The following is a 23,989-nucleotide window of genomic DNA, read 5'->3' as shown; positions in this document are numbered from 1 at the left end:
CCTCGCGAGCGCAGCGCGAGGCCGAATTTGAACAGAATCAGACGCGCGACGCTCACGGCTTCGTCACGAGGCCCGCGGGCCGCTCGCCGTTCGCCGCGCAAGCTCGAGCGAAGGCGAGCGCTCGGTAAGGGGCGGCGCCGCATGATCCTCGGCGCGCTTCGCGAGCGTGAATTGCTGCCGGTACGCCACTGGCGTCAACGCTTTTGTGGCTTTGAACTGCCGGTTGAAGTTCGCGGCGTTGGGGAAGCCTGACCGGGTGGCGATAACTGAAATGGGCATCTGCGTGTCGGTCAACATCCGGCAGGCATGGCCGATTCGAACCCGCGCGATGTACTGCCCCACGCTTTCGCCCGTGTGCTGCACGAAGTGTCTCGTCAGCGTGCGTTCAGAGAGACCCGCGGCCTTGGCGAGCGTCGAAAGCCGCAAGGGTTGCGAGAACTGCGTTTCGATCAGCGCGAGAATCCGGTTCAACTGCTCAGGCTCATAGCCTGACGATGCGCCAACGCGCCCCTCGAACGCACTCGGCGTCGCCAGCTGGGTGGCAGGCAGATCGGTCAACCAGACCAGGATATCCAGCACGGCAGCCAGACGCTCACGCGGGGCCGCCGACAATAGACGGCCCAGATAACCGCGCATATGCGCTCCGGCGCCTTCTTCGAAAACCAGTCCGCAGGCCGCGCGGCGCAACAGGTTGCGCAGGTTCGCGTATTCCGGGCAAACGTCGGCGAGGCGCTGCACCCAGTTGCCTTCGAACCAGATGACGATGGCCACCTGCGATTCCGCCGGGTTGATGGAGCGATTGGACGACCAGGTGTGCGGCATGTCCGGCGGGACGAGGACGAGATCGTCGGCGCCATAAACGGTGACCGAGTCGCCTATGTAACGCCTCCCCTGGCTGTTCATCGTCAGCGTGAGTTCGTATTCCGGGTGGTGATGCCATTCGAACGGAATGCGCGGCAAGCGCCGGTGGTAAACCCGCACCGAACAGCTGCTGCCGAAGTCGACGTGCTCGTACGCTGCTTTCATGGCCGAAACTACAAAAAGAATGACTCGATAGTATCACTGGCCAAGGCTGCACCGGCGTACGCTCCCATCATTCGAAATCACCACGGCGGAGACAACCCAATGGCTTTGCATATCGACGACCTGCCGGCGGCTATCCGCCGGGCGAAGCAGGAATTGCGGGAGAGACTGCCCAACTACCAGGCCGTGTTCGCCGAGGTCGAATCGGCCATGCAAGAAGAGGCGCATCGCATTGCCCAGCTTCGCGACCGGGGTGAGCCCGTCATCCCCGAAATCGCGTTCGCGGACATCGTCGGCAATCGGGTTAGCGCGGAGCAGATCGCGCTCGTGAAGGCGCGCGGCGCCTGTGTCATCCGCAAGGTATTCGACCGCTCGCTCGTCGCGCAGTGGGACAACGACATTGCGGACTATGTCGAGCGAAACGATCTCGACCGCAAGCTGCTCCATCGCGCCGAAGACAAATACTTCGGCCAACTGGCCTCGAGCAAACCACAGATCTACGGCGTGTACTGGTCAAAGCCGCAAGTGCTCGCGCGCCAGTCGCCGGAGCTGACGCAGGCGCGCGTGTTCCTGAACCGGCTATGGCGCACCGAGAGCGAAGGCCGCGTGCATTTCGACCCGAATCATGTGCCGGTTTATGCAGACCGGCTGCGCCGCCGGCCACCTGGCTCCGAGTCGCTGGGTCTGTCCGCCCACTGCGACGGCGGTTCAGTCGAGCGCTGGATCGAAGCGAACTTCCGCAAGGTCTACCGCCACGTCTTCTCCGGAAACTGGCGCGACTATGACGCGTTCGATGCGGCGTGGCGCACCGAGGTCGAAGAGATTCCGTCACCCGCTGTCTGCTCGATGTTCCGCACGTTTCAGGGGTGGACTGCGCTCACGCAGCAAGGCCCCGGCGACGGCACGCTGCAACTGGTGCCGATTGCGAACGCAATGGTCTATATCCTGCTGCGCGCGCTACAGGACGACGTTGCGGACGACGACCTGTGCGGCGCGATGCCGGGCCGGGCACTGTCGATCAAGCCGGAGTATCACGCGCCGCTTTTCCACGCGCTTTCGTCGATTCCGTTGATGCAGCCGGGCGACACCGTCTTCTGGCATAGCGACGTCATTCATGCCGTGGAGGATGCGCATCGCGGCAAGGGCTACAGCAACGTGATGTACATCGCTTCGGCGCCGTTCTGCGCCAAGAACGATGCGTATCTCGCGCGGCAGCTACCGAGCTTCCTCGAAGGCCGGAGCCCGCCCGACTTCCCGACGGACCATTTCGAAGTCGATTTCACTGGCCGCGCAACGGTCGATGACCTGACGCCGCTCGGACGCGCGCAGATCGGGATGAAGACCTGACGCCGCGTCAACGTCATGCGGTCTTGTTGAGCGCGTTGCGCACCGCAACGGCAAGCTCGTCGAATCGATAAGGCTTGCTAATGAGCGCAACGCCTTCGTCGAGCTTGCCGTCGTGGAAAATGACGTCGCGCGTATAGCCAGAGGCAAACAGGACCTCGGCGTAATAGGGCGGCCCGCTGGCAATGCGAGCCAGCTCGCTGCTTCTCACCGTACCGGGCGTCACGACATCGGTGAACAGCAGGTCGAAACGCTGGCCGCTCTGGATCAGCTTGAGCGCGTTCTCGCCGTCTTGCGCGGAGAGCACCTTGTAGCCGAGCTGCGCCAGCATTTCGATCGCGGCAATGCGAACCTCGGCATCGTCTTCGACAACGAGAATCGTCTCGCCGCCGCGCTCCTGCCTCGCAACGGTCGGCTTGTAAGCGTCGTATTCGGCTTCCAGGCTGCGCGGGAAATAGAGGCTGACTGTGGTGCCCTGGCCTTCCGTGCTTTCAATGAAGACGTGGCCCGAACTCTGCGCCACGAACCCATGCACCATGCTCAAGCCCAGTCCCGTGCCCTGGCCCTCGGCCTTCGTGGTGAAGAACGGTTCGAACACGCGCGCTTTCACGTGGTCGGGCATGCCGCTGCCCGAGTCCGAAACGCGCAGGCGAACGTATTCGCCACCGGGCACGCCGTCACGGCGCGCCTCTTCATCGTCCTGTGCGCCGATGTTCGCGAGACACACGTCGATGCGTCCGGGTCCGTCTATCGCGTCGCGCGAGTTGATGACCAGATTCAACAGCGCGCTTTCCAGCTGGCTGCGGTCCGCACAGATGTTCCAGCTCTCTTGCGTCGGCACGATGGCGAGTTCGATCGTCTCCGGCAACGTGCGGTGAAGCATCTCGGCCATGCCTTCGACCAGCCGGAAGGGATTCAGAACGGCCGGCGCGAGCGGTTGCCTTCGCGCAAAGGCCAGCAATTGCGCGGCAAGCTTCGCGCCGCGCGACACCGCGTTGCTGACCGCGACCACGCGCCGCTCGAGCGCCTCATTGCCTTTCGTCGAAAGCTCGATAAGTTGCAGATTGGCGGAGATGACCTGCAAGACGTTGTTGAAGTCGTGCGCCACACCGCCCGTGAGACTGCCGATCGCCTCGAGCTTTTGCGCCTGACGCAGCCGCTCCTCCATCGCCACGCGCGCGCCCACTTCCTCGGCTACGCGCTGCTCCAAGGTCTGGGTGAGTTGCAGCAGCGCGTCTTCAGCCACCTTGCGCTGCCTTTCCGCCTGTATCTTCGCCGTCGTTTCGAACACGATGGCGATGACGCCCGCCGGCCGCTCGTCGTCCTCGAAAACCGGGCTATAGCTCAGGTCCAACCAGACGTCTTCGGCGTGACCCTCGCGATACAGCACGAGCAGCTTGTCCTGAAAGGTCAGGGTCCCACCGGCGAGACACGTATCGACGACATTCCGGTTGAACGCCGCCACCTCTGGCCAGCCGGTTTCGACCGGCTTGCCCAGCAAGAACGGATGCCGCCCGCCCGCGAAAACCGCGTAGGCGTCGTTGTAGACCATCGTGCCTTCGTGGCCCCATAGCATGACGAGCGGGGAAGGCGAGGCGAGAAGCATGTTGATCGCGGCAACGAGGCTCGCCGACCAGGTTTCGCGCGGGCCGAGCGCCGTATTGCTCCAGTCGAATGCGGCGATGCGCTCCGCCATTTCACCCGGCCAACGGGTCGAGGGGCGCTCGATCCGCGGTAGAACTTCCTTGTTCATGACGCGAGTCTGCTCCGAGGAGACGCTGCTGGATACCGGAACTACGATGTTCGTGGAGATTCGAGGCCGCCACGAGCGAGACAGTGTGCGCAATTATTGTTCCGGCTCCCGGTGCGCCCCGTCAAGATAGCGACAACGCGCAACCGGCGTCACAGGCACGCCAACAGGTCTTCGAGCCGCACCGGTTTCGTCAGACATTTGTCGAAACCGGCTGCGGCGGCCTTGGCCGCAATGTCCGGGTCGATGTGACCGGATAGCAGAACATACCGGGTATTCGACAGAGCGGGGTTGAGCCGAAGCTGGCCCACCAGCTCGCCGCCGCTCATGTCTGGAAGCTTCCAGTCCACGAAGGCGAGCTCGGGAAGGAACGATCCGGCAACGAGCAGGGCCTCTTGTCCATCCGCGGCGCATCGGGCTTGATGACCTTCGAACTCGACGAGCGCCGCGAGCGCATCTGCGACGTCGCGGTTGTCGTCGACAAGCAAAATTCGTTTTGGCATCGGGCGCAAAAAGCTGGCTGGAGCGGGGGCGCGACACAACCGGCTTGCCCCGCGGTTCGCCTTCGAGTGTACCCGGATTGCGCCAATTGCAACCGCTCATTCAGCCCAGCGCGTCCAGCAACACCTGAACCGGGTGGCGTAACTGACGCCCGCGCAAGCGCTTCACCTGGCAGCGGCACGAATAACCCGTAGCGAGCAATTCTTCCGCCTCATGCGTCGCCGTAGCTGCCGCATCGACATGCCGCGCCCACGATTGCTCGAAGATCGCTTCCGAAGTCGCGCGATTGCGCGCCTCGTGGCCGTAGGTGCCCGACATGCCGCAGCATCCGCTAGCCGGCGTCGCGAGCGCGAGGCCCGCTGCGGCGAAGACGTCTTTCCACAAGAGCATGGCGGCGCTCGCGTTGGTGCGCTCGGTGCAATGCGGGAGCAGGCGGAATGAGCCCGATGCTCGCGGCGTTGTCGCGCGCGTGCGCAATGCGCCGAGCAGCCATTCCTGCGGCAGCAGGACCTCTGGCGCCGCCTCGATGCCTACCACCTTGCGGTACTCCTGGCGGTACACGAGCGTCATGGCCGGGTCGATGCCGACGAGCGGCACACCCGAGCTGGCAAGCGCGGCCAGTTGCGCCGCATTGCGCCGCGCGGCGCGGCGAAATTGCGGCAGAAACCCCTGCACGTGCAGCGGCTTGCCGTTCGGAGCATAAGGCGCGATGAATACCTTAAAGCCAAGACGCGCGGCGAGTTCCAGAAACGCGGCCGCTACAGGCGTTTCGAAGTAACGCGTGAACGCGTCCTGCACCACGATCACGCTGCGCTCGCGCTCGGCTTCGCCAAGCATCGAGAGCCGTTTGGGCGTTGCGATCTCCGCTCCCGACTTGCGCAGCACCGCACGCCATGACACGCGACTCAACAACGGGCTATCGACCAGGCCAACGCAGCGCGCAAGCAACGATTTGACGAGACCCGCGCTCATCAGCGCGTTGTATACGCGACTCGCGCCCGGCACCGCCGCTACGCGCGGCACCGTGAATTCGAGCGCACCGATCAAATGGTCACGCAGCGGACGCAAATAGCGCGTGTGATAAAGCTCCAGAAAGCGCGCGCGAAACTCGGGCACGCTCACCTTCACGGGGCACTGCCCCGTGCATGACTTGCACGAGAGGCAACCCGCCATGGCGTCATAAACCTCATGCGAGAAGTCCTGTTCGCCCTGGCTTTTGCGCACACTATTGACGATGCGCACCGGCAACGCCGCCGCAAGCGGCACAGCGGTGAGATCCGCGCCGGCATCCTGTTGCAGACGCAACCATTCGCGCATGAGCGAAGCCCGGCCCTTCGGCGAATGCACGCGCTCGCGCGTGGCTTTCCACGACGGACACATGGCGTCGTTCGGGTCGAAGTTGTAGCAGGCGCCGTTGCCGTTGCAGTGAACGGCGTCAGCATTGGCCTGCCAGACGCGCTCGTCGATGCGCCGGTCCAACTCGCCGCGCAGTGTCGTCGTGTCGATCTTCAACAGCGCCGCACTCGCGAGCGCAGGCGTCGCGATCTTGCCTGGATTGAGCTGATTGTGCGGATCGAATGCCGCCTTGAGCCGCTGCAGCGCCGGATACAAAGGCCCGAAATACTCGGGCACGTACTCGGAGCGCACGCCCTTGCCATGCTCTCCCCACAGCAGGCCGCCATACTTCATCGTCAGGGCGGTCACGGCATCCGAAATGGGGCGCACGAGCGCGGCGTCGTCGGGATTGCGCATGTCGAGCGCGGGGCGCACGTGGAGCACGCCCGCATCGACGTGGCCGAACATGCCGTAACGCAAGCCGAAACCGTCTAGCAGCGCGCGAAACTCTGCGATGTAGTCGGCGAGATTTTCCGGCGGTACGGCCGTGTCCTCCACGAAAGGCTGCGGGCGGCTCGCGCCGCGCGCGTTGCCAAGCAGGCCCACCGCACGCTTGCGCATCGCATAGACGCGATTGATCGCCGCCTCGCCATCGGCAATCGTATGGCCGAGACGCTTCACGCTCGCGTCCGCGCTCAGGTGCGCGGCGAACGCCGCCACGCGCTCGCGCACTTCGTTCGCATCGTCGCCGCTGAATTCGACCATGTTGATGCCGCTCGCGCCGCCTTCGACGCCATCGTCAGCGGGGAAATACTCGGCCACGCTTTGCCAGACGATATCCTCGCGCGCAAGCCGCAGCACAGTGGAATCCACGGTTTCGATCGAGAGCGGACGATGGGCCATCAGCGCACGCGCGTCGCGCAAGGCATCCATGAAGCCCTCATAGCGGATATTGACGAGCACGGCGTGCTTTGGCACGGGCAACACATTGAGCGTCGCCTCGACAATGAAGCCGAGCGTGCCTTCCGAGCCGCACAGCACGCTATTGATGTCGAAGCGCCCTGCGCCGTCATGCAGATGGGCGAGGTCGTAACCCGTCAAGCAGCGGTTCAACGCGGGAAAGCGCTCGCGTATCAGGCCGGCTTCGCGCTCGCTGATATCGCGCGCGGTGCGAAAAACCTCGCCGACCTTGCCGTCGCGTGCGCAAAGCGCGACGAGCGCGGCCTGAGCGACCGGCGCGCTCGACAGACGCTCCCCGCCGACCAGGACCGTTTCCAGCGCGAGCACGTGATCGCGCGTTTTCCCGTAGGTGCAACTGCCCTGCCCGCTCGCATCCGTGCTGATCATGCCGCCGATGGTCGCGCGGTTCGAAGTCGAAAGCTCCGGCGCAAAAAAAAGCCCGTGTCGCTTCAGTTCGGCATTGAGCTGATCCTTCACAACGCCGGCCTCCACTCGCGCCGTACGCGCAACCGGATCGATTTCGAGGATCCGGTTCATATGCCTCGACATATCGACCACGACGCCTTCGGTCAGCGACTGCCCGTTCGTACCCGTGCCGCCGCCGCGCGCCGCGACCGCCACGCCGCGAAATGCGTCGCGCCCGAGCAGGCTCGCGAGGCGTGCGACGTCCGTCGCATGGCGCGGGAACACCACCGCTTGTGGATAGCGCTGGTAGATCGAATTGTCCGTGGCCAGCACCGTGCGCGTGGCGTGACTCGCATCCACCTCGCCTTCGAAACCCGACGCTTCCAGTTCATGCAAAAATCGACGGATCAGGGGGCTACCGAATTCGCCGATGGTAAGCTGGGCAATGGTCATGTCACTCTCGAAGTTTCGCATCGGGCGCTAGATGGCCCTTTCCGGCATGGAATTGTCGCGTCCCAACCGTCACCGGACAAACGTAAATTGGTTGGGTTGATCATGAGGTTTATGAATGAATTACCGCAAGCTCACGCCTTCCATGTCGCTGCTGCTCGCATTCGAAGCGTCCGCGCGCCACGAGAGCTTCACGCGCGCCGCCGAGGAGCTGTCGCTCACGCAGAGCGCCGTGAGCCGCCAGGTTCAGGCGCTCGAAGCGATGCTCGACCTTGCGCTCTTCACGCGCGAGGGCAAACGCATCATCCCGACCGATATCGGCCGAGCCTATATGGCCGAGATCGCTCACGCGCTTACGCTGATCCGCAGCGCGACGCTGCAGGCCCTCACGGCGAACGCGCCGAAAACGCAGTTACGCGTCGCGACCCTGCCGACGTTTGGCGCCAAGTGGCTGCTGCCGCGCCTGCACCGCTTCTATCAGACGCACCCCGATTTGCAGATCGATCTCGACTCGCGCATCGAGGCTGCCGATTTTTCGACCCAGGATCTCGACGCCGCGATCGTGGTGGGCGACGGCCGCTGGCCCGGCGTAACGGCGCACAGGCTCTATGCGGAAGAGCTGGTGCTGGTTGGCAACCCCGCTGCGTTGCCGTTCGCGAAGAAACTGAAGCGACGGGCCGTCGCGCCGACCATCGAATCCCTGGAGGGCCTCACGCTGCTGCGCGTGCGCAGCTTCCCCGACGCATGGCGCGAATGGTGCGCGCATTTCGGCTTGCGTCACGACGCGCTGCGTCCGGGCCCGAGTTTCGAGCTGACCTCGCATTTGATCCAGGCGGTTGTCGCCGGTATCGGCGTGGGCCTCGTGCCGCGCATGCTGGTGGAAGACGAATTGAACGAGAACCGGCTTCTCAGCCCGTTCGAAGCGGTGCCAAGCTCGCGCTCGTATTACCTGGTCTACCCGGAGCGTGCTCAGCGCCACCCTGTGCTGGTTGCGTTTCGCGACTGGCTGCTGGAGGAGCTTGCCGGGCGGCAGTGATTCCAGGGTTGCACCCGCAAGGGGACGCAGGACGAAACTTGCTGCACGCGCACCTCATAATTTCATCCGAGCCGATAAGAAAAACAGATGGCTTATTTGGCGTTTCGCAAAGCCTGAATACCGCCCACACGTTGGCGCCGATTACGTGGAAGTCGCTGTGATGGCGCCCGTGCCGCCGCAAGGCATACGCGTGCCGATGCTGCTGGACGGACGCGCCTCCGCCATCAAGCTGTGCCGCAGCATCATGATCAAAGGCATGGAAGCGATGTGCGTGCAATCGATGCTCGCCGCGAAGCAGTTCGGCGTGGACGACCGCGTGCTTGCATCGCTTGCGGCAAGCTTCCCAGGCATGGGTTGGGACACGGGCTATGAGTCGTACCTGATTGGCCGCGTGGTCGAGCATGGCCAGCGGCGCTCCGAGGAAATGCGCGAGGCAGCGGCCATGCTCGACGGACTCGGCATGTCGAGCGAGCTGGCCAATGCCATCGCGGACGTTCAGCAGGCGCTGGCCGAGCGCCCCGCTCCGCTCGTCGAGGCGCTTGATGAAAAGGGCAGACTGCCGCAATGGCGCACGCTGCTCAAGTCTGCTTAATGTGATTGGCGCTTGCCCGCGGCCGGCACACCCGTCACCAGCGCCGCGCCGCTAGTCACCAGCAACGCCGCGAGCAGATACAGCGCGTTGTCCATGCTGCCCGTATGCGTCTTGATGAGCCCGATCGCCCACGGGCTCACAATGCCGCTCGTAATGCCGATACTGCTGATGAGCGCAATTCCGGCCGCTGCGGCCTTCCCCGAGAGGTACGCCGAAGGCACCGCCCAGAAGATCGGCAACGCGGCAAAGATCAGCACCGCTGCCACCGAAAGGATCGCCATCATCGCGGCGAAACTCGCCAGATGCAGCGTGAGCAGCGCCAATGCCATGCCGCCGCCTATCGTGCACGCTGCGAAATGCCAGCGCCGTTCGCCACGCCGGTCCGAGCGGCGCGCGATCCACATGAGGCCCACCGCGCCCACCGCATTCGGGATGACGGTGTAGAGGCTGATCGCCAGCACGTCATGCACGCCGAAGTCGCGAATCATCAGCGGCATCCAGAAGTTCAGCGTGAGCGAGGCACAGGTCAGCGAGAAGTAGATGAACGCGAACAGATACACGCGCGGGTTGCGCAGCGCCGCCCCGAACGAACGCGTGGAATGCGCGTGATCGCTTTCGCCGTCACGTTGTGCGAGGAGATGGGCCTTCTCTGCGTCGGTCAGCCACCTCGCCTTCTCGGGGCCGTCCACGAGCCAGAACGCCGCCATGAGGCCGAGCAGCACGGCCGGCAGACCTTCGATCACGAACATCCAGCGCCAGCCGGCAAGGCCCGCCACGCCGGCCATGTCGCGCATGATCCAGCCCGAGATGAGGCCGCCCAGCACGCCCGCCACCGCCACGCCAGCGAAGAAGATCGAGAACACGGCCGCGCGGCGGCGCGCTGGATACCAGTACGTGAGATAGAGCACGATGCCCGGAAAGAAGCCCGCCTCGAACACGCCCAGCAGGAAGCGTAGCGCGTAGAACTGCGTGGGGCTGGACACGAACATCATGCTGGTCGAGGCAATGCCCCACAGCAGCATGATGCGCATGAACGTGCGGCGCGCGCCGAAGCGCGCAAGCAGCATGTTGCTCGGAACTTCGCACAGCACGTAGCCCACGTAGAAGACGGCGGCGCCGAGGCCGTACATCGCGTCGCTGAAGCCCAGGTCGTGCTTCATCTGCAATTGCGCGAAGCCGATGTTGATGCGGTCGAGAAACGACACGACGTAGCAAACGAACAAGAACGGGATGACGCGCGCCGACACCTTGCGATAGAGCGCGTCGTCTTGCTGCGAGAGTTGTTGCGCGGGCGCGGCGTAGGTGCGCGCGGCTTCGGACCCGTGGTCCGGGGCAATCGATTGGGGCATCTGCCTGTCTCCAAACATGACTGCGGCTTACCCAGTCGGATCCGGGCAGACCGTTGATGCGCGGCGTCTTGCGCGCCTTGCGCGACTCGCCGGGGTGCGCGGTTCGCGCATCTCCAGGCAGTGAGCCGATCATAGGTGGGGCAGGTTTAATTTGTCAATGACGAATCGTTTCGTTTTACGCTAATGCGGGTTTGTCTTTAGATGAACCGGTTGGCGGCGCGTTGACTTACGGTTTCGTCACACAAAACGAAAAAAAACGGCGCACCATGAGGTGCGCCGCGTCGTTGCTGCAAGTGCTTCGGCGTGTTTCAGTGCCCCAGGAAGTCGATCACCATGCGGTTGAACGCTTGCGCGTGCTCCCACTGCGCCCAGTGGCCGCAACGGTTGAATACGTGCAGTTGCGCGTTCTGCATGCCGGCCAGCAGACGCAGGCCGATATCCATCGGCACGAAGCGGTCGTCGCGGCCCCAGATCACGAGCGTGGGCGCGGCGATTTCGCCAAGGCGCGGGCCGTAGTCGCTGAACTGCTTCGGGAACGCGGCGAGGCTCCTCACGAAGTTTTCCAGATGGTCGCGGCGCGCGAGCATGTTGTCGAGGCGCGTTTGCATCAGCTCGTCGGTGAGCGCGCTCGCGTCGTACACGAACACGTTCATCATGCGCTTGAGGTTCTCGATAGTCGGATCGCGATAGAGACCTTGCAGCAGCTTGATGCCTTCGGTGGGCATCGGCACGAAGCTGCTCGGGCCGCCAGTGCCGCCGCCCATCAGCACGAGCTTGCCCACGCGTTGCGGGTTCGCCAGCGCGAATGCAACGGCGCTATGACCACCCATCGAATTGCCGAGAATATGCACGCGCTCGATGTCGAGCACGTCGAGCAGCCCCTTGAGCACCCGGCCGTTCAGGTCCGAGCGCGAGTTCGTGCACACGATCGGGTCGCTCTTGCTCCAGCCCGGGCAGTCCATCAGGATCACGCGGTAGCCGGCCGCGACGAGCGGCTCGACGTTGCGGTTGAAGTTGGCCCAGCCGCTCGCGCCCGGACCCGAGCCGTGCAGCATCACCACGGTTTCGGCGCCTTCGCCCGCGTCGTTGTAGTGAATCTGGAACTCGACGTCGCCGTCCTTCACGCGGGCGAACCTGCTCGTCGAGGCTTCGGTGATTGCTTGTGCCGTACCAGTCATGATGACCATCCTTTAAAACGTGATAACCCATGCCGGAGAAGGCGCGTGCCTTCTCCCCTTCAATTTCATGCGCCCTGTGCGCCCAATGCGCTGCGCTGCTTGAATGCACCCACCACGCTCAGCGCGGCAAACGCCGCGATCACAACGAGCGGAATGCTCGAGCCCACCAGCATCGACGGGCTCTGACCGAGTGCGAACAACTGACCGGCCACGAGCGGCCCGAGAATCGAACCGAGACGCCCCACGGCCACGGCTGCCCCCACACCCGTGCCGCGCACTTCCGTGGGGTACGCATGACCTGCGAGTGCATAAAGCACCGACTGCCCGCCCACGATAAAGAAGCCGCACAGCAGGCCGCCCACGGCCGTCGAGCCCGCACCGCCCGCGCCCGCGAGCACGGTAAGCGCCGCCACGATGCCGATGTACATGCCGATCACCGTGCCGCGGCGGCCAAAGCGATCCATGATCGTTGCGATCGCAACCGCGCCAATACCGCCGCCGATGTTGAACAGCATCAGCACGAGGTTCGACTGCACGCGCGTGAGGCCGCGTGCAAGCACCATCGACGGCAGCCAGTTCATCAGGAAGTACAGCACGATCAGCGTGCCGAGGTAGCTGATCCACAGCGCGATGGTCGTACGCGCGCGGCCCTCGCGCCAGAGCGCTTGCGCCACGCTCGGCGCGCCTTCTTTCGCCTTCGAAGCCTGCGTGGCCACGAATTGCTGCGACTCGCGCAGGAACACGCCCAACAGCGGCACCATCACGATCGGACCGAGACCGCCAACGTAGAACACGTGACGCCAGCTCGCGTCCCCTGTGCCGAGCATGCCGATTACGGCAGCGATCGCCGCGCCGAACGGCATGCCGCAGTACATCGCGCCCACCGCCGTGCTGCGCTGCTGTGGACCCGCGGCCTCCGAGCACAGCGCGATCAGGTTCGGCATGGCCGCGCCGAGACCGAGACCCGTGAGCAGACGCGCGACGAGCAGGCTTTCGAAATTCCACACCATGGTCGTGGCGAGCGAGAACAGCCCGAACAGCGCAACCGACCACATGAGCACGCGCTTGCGGCCAAACCGGTCGGCGAGCCGCCCGCCCAGCGCCGCGCCCGGCAAGAGGCCAATCGCACCCGCACTGAACGCCCAGCCCATTTGCGCCACGGCGAGATGAAACTCCTTCGCCATGCGCGGTCCCGCTACACCCGCCGATTGCAGGTCCAGCCCTTCGAGCAGCGCAATCGCCAGACACAGGGCGATGGTTGCCTTGCTGCTCGCTCCAGTTTCTCCAGCACTACTGTTTCGTGACGTCATAAAAAGTCTCCAGATATCTATGCGAGCCGCTCTTTTCGCCGGCTATTTGTGGCAACGCCGCACACCACCCGAAAGGCGATGCGCGGCGCGCTTGATCAGGACTGCAATGCTTCCTGGCGCTTCTTCAAATCGAGCGCCACGTCGACGATCATGTCTTCCTGGCCGCCCACCATCCGGCGCTTGCCCAGTTCGACGAGAATGTCGACCGTCTTCAGGCCGTACTTCTTCGCAGCCACTTCCGAGTGGCGCAGGAAGCTCGAATACACGCCTGCATAGCCGAGCGCGAGCGTTTCGCGGTCCACGCGGACCGGGCGGTCCTGCAACGGGCGCACGATGTCGTCGGCGGCGTCCATCAACGTGTAGAGGTCGGTGCCGTGGTTCCAGCCCATGCGCTCCGCCGCGCCGATGAACACTTCGAGCGGCGCATTGCCCGCGCCGGCACCCATGCCCGCAAGCGATGCATCGATGCGGTCGCAACCTTCTTCCACCGCGACTATCGAATTCGCCACGCCCAACGAGAGGTTGTGGTGCGCGTGCATGCCCGTTTGCGTTTCGGGCTTGAGCACTGCCTTCACCGCGCGGAATCGGTCGCGCACGTCGTTCATCGTGAGTGCGCCGCCCGAATCGACCACGTAGATGCAGGTCGCGCCGTAGCTTTCCATCTTCTTCGCTTCGATGGCGAGATTTTCCGGCGTGGTCATGTGGCTCATCATCAGAAAGCCCACGGTGTCCATGCCCAGTTCGCGCGCATACTCGATGTGCTGCTTCGAAATGTCGGCTTCCGTGCAATGCGTGGCTACGCGCACGATGCGCGCGCCCGCGTTGTATGCGGCCTTCAGGTCGTGAATCGTACCGATGCCGGGCAAGAGCAGCGTCGCGATCTGTGCGTGCGTGACCACGTCGGCCACGGCCTCGATCCATTCCAGGTCGCTGTGCGCGCCGAAGCCGTAGTTGAAGCTCGAGCCCTGCAGGCCGTCACCGTGGGCGACTTCGATGCTGTCCACCTTCGCGCGGTCCAGCGCACGGGCGATGTCCTGCACGTTCTGGATCGAGTACTGGTGGCGAATGGCGTGGCTGCCGTCGCGCAGTGTCACGTCGGAGATGTAGAGTTTCTTGCTCATCGCTTTACGCTCCTTGTACGCTGAGCAGCGTTTGCGCCATGCGTTCGGCAGTAGCGAGCGCGGCGGAAGTCATGATGTCGAGATTGCCTGCGTAAGCGGGCAGATAATGCGCCGCGCCTTCCACTTCGAGGAACACCGAGGTCTTCAGGCCGCTGAACTTGCCAAGGCCCGGAATGTTGAGCGGCGCGCTCGCAGGAATCTCGTCGAACTGCACCTTCTGCTTCAGGCGATAGCCCGGCACATAGGCGTGGACCTTCGCGACCATCTCTTCGATGGACTGCTCGACCTTCTCGCGGTCGGCCGCCTCGGAAAGCGTATAAACCGTGTCGCGCATCATCACCGGCGGCTCGGCCGGGTTCAGCACGATGATGGCCTTGCCCTTCGCAGCGCCGCCCACTACTTCGATCGCCTTCGAAGTCGTTTCGGTGAACTCGTCGATGTTGGCGCGCGTGCCCGGGCCCGCCGACTTGCTGCTGATCGAAGCGACGATCTCCGCGTAATGGACCTTCGCGATGCGCGACACAGCGGCGACCATCGGAATCGTGGCCTGGCCGCCGCACGTCACCATGTTGACGTTGAGCGCTTCGATATGCGCATCGATGTTCACCACCGGCACGCAGTACGGGCCAATCGCGGCAGGCGTCAAGTCGATCACGCGGATCGACGGCTTGAGCTTGCGCAGCAGCGCGTCGTTCTTCACGTGCGCGCCAGCGGAGGTCGCATCGAACACGAAGTCGATGTCGTTGAAAACGGGCAGACGCGTGAGACCTTCCACGCCTTCATGCGTGGTCGCGACGCCCAGGCGCGCGGCGCGCGCGAGACCATCGGAGTTCGGGTCGATGCCGACCATCGCCGCCATCTCCAGATGCTGGCTGTTGCGCATGATCTTGATCATCAGATCCGTGCCGATGTTGCCGGAGCCGATGATCGCGGCCTTGAGTTTTTCGGAAGCCATATGAATTCCTGTATCAGGCGGAGAAAGTCGCGCGAACGCTGCCGAGGCCTTCGATCTGCGCGGTGTACATGCCGGGTTCCTTCACGGCGACCATGGGCCCGAGCGCACCCGTGAGCACCACGTCGCCCGCACGCAGCGGCGTGCCGAGCTGGACCATGCGGTCCGCAAGCCACACTGCGGCGTTGAGCGGATTGCCGAGGCACGCCGCGCCGTTGCCACGCGAAAGCACCTCGCCGTCGCGCGAAAGTTCCATGGCGCAAGCGGTCAAATCGATCTGCGAGAGCGGCACCGGGCGGCTGCCCACCACGAAGCGCGCGCTCGAAGCGTTGTCGGCCACCGTATCGACGAAGCGGATGTCCCAGTTCTGGATGCGGCTGTCCACCACTTCGATTGCCGCAAGTGCATAGGCACTTGCGCGCAGGATATCGACGAAGGTGTGCTTCTCGAACGTGAGGTCGTGCTCGAGCACGAGCGCGATTTCCGCTTCCACCTTCGGCTGGATCAGTTGCGAGAGCGGGATGGCTTCGGCGTCGCCATAAGCCACCGAAGCGAACAGCGCGCCGAAATCGGGCTGATCGACGCCCAGCTGCTTTTGCACCGCGAGCGACGTAAGTCCGATCTTGCGGCCCACAATGCGCTCGCCAGTCGCCACGCGCAGATCGACGTTGGCTTGCTGAACTGCATACGCAGTGGCGATATCGTCCAAAGCGATCTCGCTGCGCACCGGCTCGATCACGTTGCGCGACGCTTCGGCTTCGCGCAGGCGCGCGGCCAGTGCCGCGACGCGTTTCGAATCTGACATGTTGATTCTCCGGAGTCCGTATTTTCCTGTCACGCCGCGTCAGGCATGGCGTGCATGGTGGCGAAACCCGCGATCCACTCGGGAATTTCGCGGTAGTAGTCAAGCGTCGCGCGATACGGGCCATAGGCGGCCAGCGTGCCGAACGCCGCGACCCAGGTGCGAATTTCATGGGCCGACTTGCCGCCGTCACGCGTAATGGCCGCGTTCGTCATACCGTCCACGGAAGTCAACTCGCCTGATTCAAGGCGTGCGAGGAACGCGCGATCCCATACTGGATTGAGCGGATGCAACTGGCTGTCGCCCGCCGTGAACGACTTCGCCGCGGCCACGGTACGCGCCTGGCGTGCTGCGCGCGAATCGGCCGTGGGGTTGCGGCCTGCGATCAGGCGTTCGGCCACTTCGGGCGTCGCGCCGAAGAGTTCCGGCACAGGCGGCTCGTGTGAAATGCCGCCCGAGCCCACCACGAGCACGCGCTTGTCGCTGCGCGAGAAGAAGCGGCCAATCGCATCGCCCAGCAGACGCGCACGGCGCAGCGTCGCCATGGGCGGCGCCACCGAGTTGATGAACACGGGAATCACCGGGTAGCGATCCAGGCCGCCGGTGAGCACTTCCAGCGCCTGCGCGCAGCCGTGATCGACCTGCATGCGGTACGAAAGCGCTACGTCGATATCGGCGTCGAGCACATTTTCGGCGAGCTTATGCGCGAGGTCTTCGGGCACCGGCAGCGTACCGGCCATGCTCTTGAAGTCGCCGATGGCATCGGCGCGCGCACCGATGCAGAACGGCGGCATCACATCATAAAAGAAGCCGTTGAAATGGTCGGGTGCGAACGCAACGATCAGATCGGGTTTGTACGCTTCCACGCGCTCGCGCGCGGCGCGGCCTACACGTTCGACTTCCGCCACCACTTCAGGCAGCGGATCGAAATAGCCATGCAACGGCGTATGCGACAGACATTCGAGGTGAATCGGCATGCTCATGCTCCTGCTGTGCGCGCAACGGCCACGCCGCGCACGGGACGGTTTTGCGGGGCTGCAGCGCTCGCCTCGCGCAAGGCGGCTTCGGTCATGCCGAGCTTGCCCGCGAGTTCGACGATCGCGTCCGATACCTGTTGCGGCGTGCACACGCCCGCAACGAAGCGGTCCGGGCGCAGCAGCACCACAGATTCGGGCAGGCGGCTGAACCACTCCTTCAGACGGCCCTGCGCGTCGCCGAGCGCGAGCACGCCCTCGGGTACGTCGTCGGCATATTCGAGCTGCACGTCGGGCTTCGCGAAGATGAAGCGCGCACCGAGACGCTCCCACAGCGCGCGAGCCTGCGGCGTGAGACCAAAGGTCGGATCCGCGCCCCAGGCGAGCACCGCGAAGCCGTTGCCGATCGCGTCGTCGAGGCGCACCACGCGGCCATCGGCAAGACGCACGCGCGGCTGTATGAACATGCGGCCCACGGGCGAAGCCGCGAGCGGATCGCGGCCATAGGCGAGACGGCCGATCAGTGAGTCGCGCTTCTGGCTCATCAAGCCAAGCAAGCGGCCCGGCGCCGAGTTGCCCGAGCGCTCCAGGAGGCTTGCGAGCCAGCCACCCGTTTTCTGCGGCGGCGGCAGCAGCACGACGCCCGCTTCATAGCGCGGCATCGGCTTGAAGCGCATTTCCACGAAGTAACGCTTAACCGAGGGGAACACATTCATCCAGCGCACGAACGTGTCGCGCACGCGCGCGCCAAAGCGCGTCGTGGGCGCGAAGATATCGCCCGCGACTTCCGAGAGGTGGATCATCGAACGCGCATGTGCGCGGCGCTCCACGGTATAGCTGTCGAGCAGGCGGCCGTCGGCATGGCCCTTCGCGACCATCGCGAGCTTCCAGCCCAGGTTGTTCGCGTCGCGAATGCCGCTGTTGTACCCCTGGCCCTGCCACACGGGCATGATGTGAGCAGCGTCGCCAGCGAGCAGAACGCGGTCCACGCGGAACGTTTCGGCCAGACGCGCGTTGTGCGTGTACACGCGCTTACGGATGTAGTCGACCTTGTCGGGGTCGGCGACCACCTTGCGGATCAGCGCGGCCATGTTCTCGGGCTTCGAGAGTTCCTCTTCCGTCTCGCCCGGCATCACCATGAATTCGAAGCGCCGAATGCCGTGCGGCAGCGCAGCCGACACATACGGGCGCTGATGATCGCAATGCATGTAGATATGCGGCGAGCCGATGGGGTCGTTGCGCACGTCCACCACGATCCATTGATTCGGCTTCGTGCGGCCTTCGAAGGGCACATTGAGCGCGCGGCGCACGAAGCTGTTGCCGCCGTCCGCGCCTACCAGGTACGCTGCGCGGATCGAGCGGCGCTCACCGTTCGTATCGCTGACGTCGATCGTCACGCCCTGCGCGTCCTGTTCGAACGCGTTGACGGCGTGGCCGAACAACACTTGCACATGCTCGAAGCGCGCGAGCCCTTCATAGAGCACGCGGTCTGCGAGCGGCTGAATGAAGGCGTTACGCCGCGGCCAGCCGAATTCGTCGGTACGCGGTTCGATCGAGGCGAAGCAATGGCCGTCCTTCGTGACGAAGCGCATCCAGTGGTCGGGCGTGGTATGCGGCAGCAGCGCATCGGCAAGACCGATCGACTGGAACACGCGCAATGCTTCGTCATCCAAACCAATGGCGCGCGGGTAGTCGATGATCTGGTCGAGTTTCTCGACAAGCGTGACACGCACGCCTTGCAGGCCGAGAATGTTGGCGATCATGAGGCCGACCGGACCCGCGCCGATGATGGCGACGTCGGTGGCAATCTGGCGAGGGCGGATGGTATCCGCCTCGTGGGCGAGGGGGGTGTTCATGTGTCTCCTTCTCGCGCGACTTATGGAGCCGCTGCGGATGCTGACAGGGGGTGCCTGAAAACGGATCACCCGGTTGGACGCTTTGTCACAGTCCGGTGAATGGAAGCGAGTCTAGGTTCCGCCCGGTGCGCGCTCAACATTTTTAGAGAAATGTGCATAGAATGCACACAGTTGATTTTTAAGGCGTTTTCGATGACGAAGTATGCAAACGTGCGAGGTCTGGCGCGCGGCCTGCAAGTGCTCCAGGCGCTCAACGCCATGGAGAACGGGCGCGCCACGAGCCAGCAACTGAGCGAGGCAACAGGTCTGCACCGCACAACCGTGAGGCGCCTGCTGGAAACCCTGGTAGAGGAAAAGTTCGTGCGCCGCAGCGCTTCCGACGACAGCTTTCGTCTGACGATGAACGTGCGCGGCCTGAGCGAAGGCTTCACCGACGACGAACTGATCGCGACCATCGCGCCGCCGATCATGGCGCAAATGCTCCAGCGCACCGTGTGGCCATCGGACCTCACGACGCCCGATGGCGACTCCATGGTGATCCGCGAGACCACGCACCGCTTCAGCCCGCTTTCGTTTCACCGCGCGATGGTGGGACGCCGCCTGCCGATCTTGCTCACGGCGGCGGGCCGCGTGTACTTCGCGATGTGCCCCGAGGCGGAGCGCGAGGACATTCTCGAACTGTTGCGCGCCGGTGCCGGTGGGGATCAGCAGCAAAAACTCGCTGGCGACCACGCCTTTATCCGCAATCTCGTACGCCAGACCCGCGCGGACGGCTTCGGCTCGAACCATGGCGACTGGGCGGATCAACGCAAGATCGGTGCGCTCGCAACGGCTATCGAGGCGCATGGGCGCGTGCTCGCGAGCCTGAACGTGATCTACCTGGAACAGGCCATCAATCCAGCGGAGGCGGTGCGGCGCTTCGTGCCCGAGCTGCAGCGCGCCGCGCAGGAAATGGTGACGGCGTTAGAGGCGCAGGAAGAAAACACGAAGCGTTAAGGCTCGTTCTCGCGCACGAGTTCGAATAGCGCTTCGAGCTCCGCCGAATGCGGCTCTTTGCGCGACACCATCAGCAAGTCGATGGTGGGCGGCTCGCCTTCGAGCGGACGCGTGCAGATCGCGCTGCTCGTAAGCGACGAGACATACGCGGGCAACAGCGCATATCCAAGCCCCATGCCCACCAGATTCAGATTGAGCAGAATATTCGTCGCGACCTGAGCCACCTTGCGCTCGATGCCGCGCGCCTCGCAATACGCCTCGACCACGCTGTGCACCTGCCCCGAAAACTGCGGATGCGTGCTGATGAACGGCTCGCCGCTCAATTGCGCCGGTGCGATGCGCTGTTGCTTCGCGAGCGGATGACCGCTCGGAAGCACCACGACCAGCGGCTCGGTGAGCACGACTTCGCTGCGCAATTCGGGCGAAACAACGGGCCGCCGCATGAACGCCACGTCGATATCGCCACGCAATAGCGCGTCTTCCTGCTCCGCCGTTGGCAGACTGCGCAACTCGACATTCACCTCGGGAAAACGCAATCGCAAACGCGGCAAAATCACCGGGAAAACCCGGATCTCGGCGGCGGGCACAAAACCGATCGTCACCGTCGCGCGCCCCTGCCCCACCTGACGCGCACGCGCCACTGCGCGATCGGCCTGGGCCACCACGAGACGCGCCTCGGCGAGAAACACCTTGCCCGCGTCGGTCAATTCCACCTTGCGGCGCGTGCGCTCGAACAGCGGCGTGCCCACCTCGTCTTCGAGATTGCGAATCTGCTGGCTCAGCGACGGCTGCGCCGTATGCAGGCGCTGCGCCGCGCGCGTGAAGCTCAGCTCGTCGGCGACGGCAATGAAATAGCGCAGGTGTCTCAGTTCCATGCTCGAGTTATCGTTTCGAAGTCTTAGTGGCAACAAACAAAATATTTCACAACGGCAAAGCGAGCAACGATCATCCGTCTGCATTCCCGCCAAAAAGGCAATGCTGCCACGGAGGAGACTCGCATGTCCGCAATCATCGACATCGATGCACTCGTCGACGCGCAAAATGGTCGCGTCACGTCGTCCATCTATACCGACCCCGACATTTACGCGCTCGAACTCGAGCGCATCTTCGGCCGCTGCTGGCTGTTCCTCGCCCACGTCAGTCAAATACCGAAAGCCGGCGACTTTTTCAATACCTACATGGGCGAAGACCCCATCGTCGTGGTGCGTCAGAAGGACGGCTCAATCAAGGCCTTCCTCAATCAGTGCCGCCATCGCTCGATGCGCGTGAGCCACGCCGACTGCGGCAACACGCGCGCGTTCACCTGCCCGTATCACGGCTGGTCGTACGGCGTGGACGGCGCGCTCATCGACGTGCCGCTCGAACCGCGCGCGTTTCCGCAGGGCCTGTGCAAGGAAAAGTGGGGCTTGCAGGAAGTCACGCGCGTGGCCGTCTACAAGGGCCTCGTGTTCGGCAACTGGGACGCCAGCGCCCCCGACCTCGAAACCTATATGGGCGACATCGCCTGGTATCTGGACGGCGTGCTCGACCGCCGCGAAGGGGGCACCGAGATCGTGGGCGGCGTACACAAGTGGGTGATCGACTGCAACTGGAAATTTCCCGCGGAGCAGTTCGCGAGCGACCAGTATCACGCACTCTTCACGCACGCGTCCGCCATCGAAGTGCTCGGGGCGAAGGAAGGCGCAGCCGACAAGGCGCTCGGTGCGGGCCAAACGGCGCGCCCCGTATGGGAGACCGCCAAGGACGCGCTGCAGTACGGGCAGGCGGGCCACGGCAGCGGCTTTTTCTTCACCGAGCAGCCCGACGCGAACGTATGGGTGGACGGCGAAGTCTCGCAGTACTTCCGCGACACCTACGCCGAAGCCGAAGCGCGCCTGGGCAAGGTTCGCGCGATGCGTCTTGCGGGCCACAACAACATGTTCCCCACGCTTTCGTGGCTCAACGGCACGGCCACGCTGCGCGTGTGGCACCCGCGCGGTCCGAACCAGGTGGAAGTCTGGGCGTTCTGCATTACCGACAAGGCCGCATCCGGTGAGGTGAAGGCCGCTTTCGAGCGCAGCGCGACGCGCGCGTTCGGGCCTGCAGGTTTTCTCGAACAGGACGATTCGGAAAACTGGGCCGAAGTCCAGAAGGTGCTGCGCGGCAGCCGCGCGCGCAAAACGAAACTCTGCCTCGAAATGGGCTTGGGCAACGAGCGCCTGCGCGAAGACGGCATACCTGGCATAACGAACTACATTTTCTCGGAGACCGCCGCGCGCGGCATGTACCGCCGCTGGGCCGATTTGCTGGTCTCCGAAACGTGGGACGAAGTGAACGAGCGCACCGCGCGCTACGAGGCGGAGGTGGTCAAATGAGCGAAGTCGCTGAACTCGAACCGGTGTTTGCGCCTACGCGCGTCGGTCTCGAACTCCATCACGAAATCGAGCAATTCCTCTTTGAGGAAGCCGCGTTGCTCGATGGCTGGCACTTTCGCGCGTGGCTCGACCTCATGTCGAAAGATATCCGCTACACGATGCGCACCACGGTCAACGCACAAACGCGCGACCGTCGGCGTGGCGTGCAGCCGCCCACCACGTGGATCTTCAACGACACGCACTTCCAGCTCGAACGCCGCGTTGCGCGCCTCGAGACCGGCATGGCATGGGCGGAGGAGCCGCCCTCGCGCACGCGCCATCTCGTGACGAACCTGCGCGCGCTCACCACCGATACGCCCGGCGAATACGAGGCGCACGTGAACTACGCGCTCTACCGCTCGCAGAAGGAGCGCGACGAGACGTTCTACGTGGGCCGCCGCATCGACCGCGTGCGCCGCGTGGAGGGCGCGCAAGGCTGGCAGGTGTGCCGCCGCGAGATCACGCTCGACCAGGCGGTGCTCACTTCCCACAACCTGAGTGTGCTTTTCTGATCATGGCCCGTATTTTTGTCTGCCAGGACGATGCGTTGTCCGATGGCGAAGCGATCAAGGTGGACGGCCCGTCCGCCGCGATCGCCGTATTCAAGGTGAACGGCGAGCTTTTCGCGCTGAACGACCGCTGCTCGCACGGCAACGCTTCGATGTCCGAAGGGTATATCGAAGATGACGGCACCGTTGAGTGTCCGCTGCATGCCGCGCGTTTTTGCCTGAAGACGGGCGTAGCGCTGTGTCAGCCTGCGACCGAACCGCTCAAGACTTTCCCAATCACGCTCGTTGATGGCGCAGTTTTTGTCGACGTTCCGGAGGCCGCGTAATGAGCTGGCTCGACAACGAAGTTGCTTTGATAACGGGCGGCGGATCGGGACTCGGGCTCGCGCTCGTCGAACGCTTTCTCGAAGAAGGTGCGCACGTGGCCGTGCTCGAACGCTCGGCGGAGAAGGTCGCCGCACTGCGCGAACGCTTCGGCGCGCAACGTGTGGTTGCCGTGCAGGGCGACGTCACCTCGTACGCCGACAACGAGCGGGCAGTGAGCGCCGCCGTCGATGCGTTCGGCAAGCTCGATACCTTCATCGGCAACGCGGCGATCTGGGATCACGCTTCGAGCCTCGTCGATCTCTCGCCCGCGCAACTCGACAGCGGTTATGAAGAGCTTTTCTCGATCAACGTGAAGGGCTATCTGCTCGGTGCGAAAGCGGCCGCGCGCGCGCTCATTGCGAGCGAGGGCAGCATGATCTTCACGCTCTCGAATTCGTCGTTCTATCCGGGCGGTGGCGGGCCCTTGTACACGGCGAGCAAGCACGCGGCCGTGGGCATCATCCGGCAGCTCGCCTATGAGCTTGCGCCCAAGGTGCGCGTGAACGGCGTCGGACCCTGCGGGATGGCGAGCGATTTGCGCGGCCCGGTTTCGCTCGGCCAGCAGGACCTGCGCATCATGGACTCGCGTTCGCCCGAAGCGATTGCGAGCATCCTGCCGCTGCAGTTCTTTCCGCAGCCTGCGGAATTCACCGGCCCCTATGTGATGCTCGCTTCGCGCCCGAACAATCGCGTGTTGAGCGGCGTGATGATCAATGCGGACGCCGGCCTGGGCATTCGCGGCATTCGTCACGCGGCGGGTGGACTCAATCTGTAACGGGAACGCATC

Annotated in this window: 21 protein-coding genes; 8 read left to right on the top strand and 13 right to left on the bottom strand. The window is 64.2% G+C overall.

Features of this window, described 5'->3' with window-relative positions:
• Positions 1-63: 63 nt before the first annotated feature.
• Complete coding sequence (locus tag JMY28_RS11485; protein ID WP_201696052.1) at positions 64-1,026, bottom strand: helix-turn-helix domain-containing protein; 963 nt, start codon at positions 1,024-1,026, stop codon at positions 64-66.
• A 99-nt stretch (positions 1,027-1,125) separates the two neighbouring features.
• Between JMY28_RS11485 and JMY28_RS11480 the strand changes: the two genes are divergently transcribed.
• Positions 1,126-2,370 (top strand): DUF1479 domain-containing protein, encoded by a 1,245-nt coding sequence (locus tag JMY28_RS11480; protein WP_201696051.1) that lies wholly within the window; start codon positions 1,126-1,128, stop codon positions 2,368-2,370.
• 13 nt (positions 2,371-2,383) lie between these two features.
• On the opposite strand, the gene JMY28_RS11475 is transcribed toward JMY28_RS11480, so the two are convergent.
• From JMY28_RS11475 to ydiJ, 3 genes are all read right to left on the bottom strand, one after another.
• A complete protein-coding gene (locus tag JMY28_RS11475) occupies positions 2,384-4,120 on the bottom strand; it encodes an ATP-binding protein (RefSeq protein ID WP_236596808.1) in 1,737 nt (578 codons plus the stop codon).
• Positions 4,121-4,269: 149 nt separating this feature from the next.
• Entirely contained in the window at positions 4,270-4,605 is a 336-nt protein-coding gene (locus tag JMY28_RS11470) for a response regulator (RefSeq protein ID WP_201696050.1), read from the bottom strand.
• Between the two features lie 115 nt (positions 4,606-4,720).
• A complete protein-coding gene (gene ydiJ / locus JMY28_RS11465; RefSeq protein WP_201696049.1) occupies positions 4,721-7,771 on the bottom strand; it encodes a D-2-hydroxyglutarate dehydrogenase YdiJ in 3,051 nt (1,016 codons plus the stop codon).
• 115 nt (positions 7,772-7,886) lie between these two features.
• On the opposite strand from ydiJ, the gene JMY28_RS11460 reads away from it, so the two are divergent.
• Positions 7,887-8,804, top strand: a complete 918-nt coding sequence (locus JMY28_RS11460; RefSeq protein ID WP_201696048.1) for a LysR substrate-binding domain-containing protein — start codon at positions 7,887-7,889, stop codon at positions 8,802-8,804.
• A 145-nt stretch (positions 8,805-8,949) separates the two neighbouring features.
• Positions 8,950-9,396: a DUF1932 domain-containing protein gene (locus tag JMY28_RS11455; RefSeq protein WP_236596807.1), complete on the top strand. Its 447-nt coding sequence runs from the start codon at positions 8,950-8,952 to the stop codon at positions 9,394-9,396.
• Here the strand turns inward: JMY28_RS11455 and JMY28_RS11450 are convergent.
• The 8 genes from JMY28_RS11450 to JMY28_RS11415 form a co-directional block, all read right to left on the bottom strand.
• Positions 9,393-10,745 carry an MFS transporter gene (locus JMY28_RS11450; RefSeq protein ID WP_201696047.1) on the bottom strand — a complete coding sequence of 451 codons (1,353 nt, stop codon included), beginning with the start codon at positions 10,743-10,745 and terminating at the stop codon, positions 9,393-9,395. The two genes, JMY28_RS11455 and JMY28_RS11450, sit on opposite strands and share 4 nt — an antisense overlap.
• 308 nt (positions 10,746-11,053) lie before the next feature.
• Positions 11,054-11,923, bottom strand: a complete 870-nt coding sequence (locus tag JMY28_RS11445) for an alpha/beta fold hydrolase (RefSeq protein WP_201696046.1) — start codon at positions 11,921-11,923, stop codon at positions 11,054-11,056.
• 65 nt (positions 11,924-11,988) lie between these two features.
• A complete protein-coding gene (gene mhpT / locus JMY28_RS11440) occupies positions 11,989-13,233 on the bottom strand; it encodes a 3-(3-hydroxy-phenyl)propionate transporter MhpT (protein WP_201696045.1) in 1,245 nt (414 codons plus the stop codon).
• A 95-nt stretch (positions 13,234-13,328) separates the two neighbouring features.
• The gene (gene dmpG / locus JMY28_RS11435) at positions 13,329-14,354 is read right to left on the bottom strand and encodes a 4-hydroxy-2-oxovalerate aldolase (RefSeq protein ID WP_201696044.1); all 1,026 of its coding nucleotides are present in this window, start codon (positions 14,352-14,354) and stop codon (positions 13,329-13,331) included.
• A 4-nt stretch (positions 14,355-14,358) separates the two neighbouring features.
• On the bottom strand, positions 14,359-15,309 hold the full coding sequence (locus JMY28_RS11430; protein WP_201696043.1) for an acetaldehyde dehydrogenase (acetylating): 951 nt from the start codon (positions 15,307-15,309) through the stop codon (positions 14,359-14,361).
• Between the two features lie 13 nt (positions 15,310-15,322).
• Positions 15,323-16,111 carry a 2-keto-4-pentenoate hydratase gene (gene mhpD, locus JMY28_RS11425; RefSeq protein ID WP_201696042.1) on the bottom strand — a complete coding sequence of 263 codons (789 nt, stop codon included), beginning with the start codon at positions 16,109-16,111 and terminating at the stop codon, positions 15,323-15,325.
• A gap of 29 nt (positions 16,112-16,140) precedes the next feature.
• Positions 16,141-17,085 (bottom strand): 3-carboxyethylcatechol 2,3-dioxygenase, encoded by a 945-nt coding sequence (locus tag JMY28_RS11420; RefSeq protein ID WP_201696041.1) that lies wholly within the window; start codon positions 17,083-17,085, stop codon positions 16,141-16,143.
• Positions 17,086-17,087: 2 nt separating this feature from the next.
• Positions 17,088-18,938 carry a bifunctional 3-(3-hydroxy-phenyl)propionate/3-hydroxycinnamic acid hydroxylase gene (locus JMY28_RS11415; protein ID WP_201696040.1) on the bottom strand — a complete coding sequence of 617 codons (1,851 nt, stop codon included), beginning with the start codon at positions 18,936-18,938 and terminating at the stop codon, positions 17,088-17,090.
• Between the two features lie 192 nt (positions 18,939-19,130).
• Here JMY28_RS11415 and JMY28_RS11410 point away from each other — a divergent pair, with 192 nt between their 5' ends.
• Positions 19,131-19,934 carry a DNA-binding transcriptional regulator gene (locus JMY28_RS11410; protein ID WP_201696039.1) on the top strand — a complete coding sequence of 268 codons (804 nt, stop codon included), beginning with the start codon at positions 19,131-19,133 and terminating at the stop codon, positions 19,932-19,934.
• Here JMY28_RS11410 and hcaR read toward each other — a convergent pair.
• Positions 19,931-20,809 carry a DNA-binding transcriptional regulator HcaR gene (gene hcaR, locus JMY28_RS11405; protein WP_201696038.1) on the bottom strand — a complete coding sequence of 293 codons (879 nt, stop codon included), beginning with the start codon at positions 20,807-20,809 and terminating at the stop codon, positions 19,931-19,933. The genes JMY28_RS11410 and hcaR overlap by 4 nt on opposite strands.
• A gap of 123 nt (positions 20,810-20,932) precedes the next feature.
• Between hcaR and hcaE the strand changes: the two genes are divergently transcribed.
• The 4 genes from hcaE to hcaB are packed head-to-tail and all read left to right on the top strand — an operon-like array spanning position 20,933 to position 23,977.
• Positions 20,933-22,288 carry a 3-phenylpropionate/cinnamic acid dioxygenase subunit alpha gene (hcaE, locus tag JMY28_RS11400; RefSeq protein WP_201696037.1) on the top strand — a complete coding sequence of 452 codons (1,356 nt, stop codon included), beginning with the start codon at positions 20,933-20,935 and terminating at the stop codon, positions 22,286-22,288.
• Positions 22,285-22,839, top strand: coding sequence for a 3-phenylpropionate/cinnamic acid dioxygenase subunit beta (gene hcaF / locus JMY28_RS11395; protein WP_201696036.1), 555 nt, complete (start codon positions 22,285-22,287; stop codon positions 22,837-22,839). The genes hcaE and hcaF overlap by 4 nt, the downstream gene beginning before the upstream one ends.
• Before the next feature lie 2 nt (positions 22,840-22,841).
• On the top strand, positions 22,842-23,162 hold the full coding sequence (gene hcaC / locus JMY28_RS11390; RefSeq protein ID WP_201696035.1) for a 3-phenylpropionate/cinnamic acid dioxygenase ferredoxin subunit: 321 nt from the start codon (positions 22,842-22,844) through the stop codon (positions 23,160-23,162).
• A complete protein-coding gene (gene hcaB / locus JMY28_RS11385) occupies positions 23,162-23,977 on the top strand; it encodes a 3-phenylpropionate-dihydrodiol/cinnamic acid-dihydrodiol dehydrogenase (RefSeq protein WP_201696034.1) in 816 nt (271 codons plus the stop codon). The genes hcaC and hcaB overlap by 1 nt, the downstream gene beginning before the upstream one ends.
• The last annotated feature ends 12 nt before the right edge of the window (positions 23,978-23,989 follow it).

The organism is Paraburkholderia hiiakae, assembly GCF_904848665.1.
Taxonomy (GTDB): domain Bacteria; phylum Pseudomonadota; class Gammaproteobacteria; order Burkholderiales; family Burkholderiaceae; genus Paraburkholderia; species Paraburkholderia hiiakae.
The sequence above is the reverse complement of the archived record's forward strand: the minus strand, read 5'-3'. Positions and strand labels throughout refer to the sequence as shown.

Bases quoted from the DNA above. Each gene is read 5' to 3' on its own strand.
- JMY28_RS11485 (WP_201696052.1), bottom strand. From the start codon at position 1,026: ATGAAAGCAGCGTACGAGCACGTCGACTTCGGCAGCAGCTGTTCGGTG.
- JMY28_RS11480 (WP_201696051.1), top strand. From the start codon at position 1,126: ATGGCTTTGCATATCGACGACCTGCCGGCGGCTATCCGCCGGGCGAAG.
- JMY28_RS11475 (WP_236596808.1), bottom strand. From the start codon at position 4,120: ATGAACAAGGAAGTTCTACCGCGGATCGAGCGCCCCTCGACCCGTTGG.
- ydiJ (WP_201696049.1), bottom strand. From the start codon at position 7,771: ATGACCATTGCCCAGCTTACCATCGGCGAATTCGGTAGCCCCCTGATC.
- JMY28_RS11460 (WP_201696048.1), top strand. From the start codon at position 7,887: ATGAATTACCGCAAGCTCACGCCTTCCATGTCGCTGCTGCTCGCATTC.
- JMY28_RS11450 (WP_201696047.1), bottom strand. From the start codon at position 10,745: ATGCCCCAATCGATTGCCCCGGACCACGGGTCCGAAGCCGCGCGCACC.
- JMY28_RS11445 (WP_201696046.1), bottom strand. From the start codon at position 11,923: ATGACTGGTACGGCACAAGCAATCACCGAAGCCTCGACGAGCAGGTTC.
- mhpT (WP_201696045.1), bottom strand. From the start codon at position 13,233: ATGACGTCACGAAACAGTAGTGCTGGAGAAACTGGAGCGAGCAGCAAG.
- dmpG (WP_201696044.1), bottom strand. From the start codon at position 14,354: ATGAGCAAGAAACTCTACATCTCCGACGTGACACTGCGCGACGGCAGC.
- JMY28_RS11430 (WP_201696043.1), bottom strand. From the start codon at position 15,309: ATGGCTTCCGAAAAACTCAAGGCCGCGATCATCGGCTCCGGCAACATC.
- mhpD (WP_201696042.1), bottom strand. From the start codon at position 16,111: ATGTCAGATTCGAAACGCGTCGCGGCACTGGCCGCGCGCCTGCGCGAA.
- JMY28_RS11420 (WP_201696041.1), bottom strand. From the start codon at position 17,085: ATGCCGATTCACCTCGAATGTCTGTCGCATACGCCGTTGCATGGCTAT.
- JMY28_RS11415 (WP_201696040.1), bottom strand. From the start codon at position 18,938: ATGAACACCCCCCTCGCCCACGAGGCGGATACCATCCGCCCTCGCCAG.
- JMY28_RS11410 (WP_201696039.1), top strand. From the start codon at position 19,131: ATGACGAAGTATGCAAACGTGCGAGGTCTGGCGCGCGGCCTGCAAGTG.
- hcaR (WP_201696038.1), bottom strand. From the start codon at position 20,809: ATGGAACTGAGACACCTGCGCTATTTCATTGCCGTCGCCGACGAGCTG.
- hcaE (WP_201696037.1), top strand. From the start codon at position 20,933: ATGTCCGCAATCATCGACATCGATGCACTCGTCGACGCGCAAAATGGT.
- hcaF (WP_201696036.1), top strand. From the start codon at position 22,285: ATGAGCGAAGTCGCTGAACTCGAACCGGTGTTTGCGCCTACGCGCGTC.
- hcaC (WP_201696035.1), top strand. From the start codon at position 22,842: ATGGCCCGTATTTTTGTCTGCCAGGACGATGCGTTGTCCGATGGCGAA.
- hcaB (WP_201696034.1), top strand. From the start codon at position 23,162: ATGAGCTGGCTCGACAACGAAGTTGCTTTGATAACGGGCGGCGGATCG.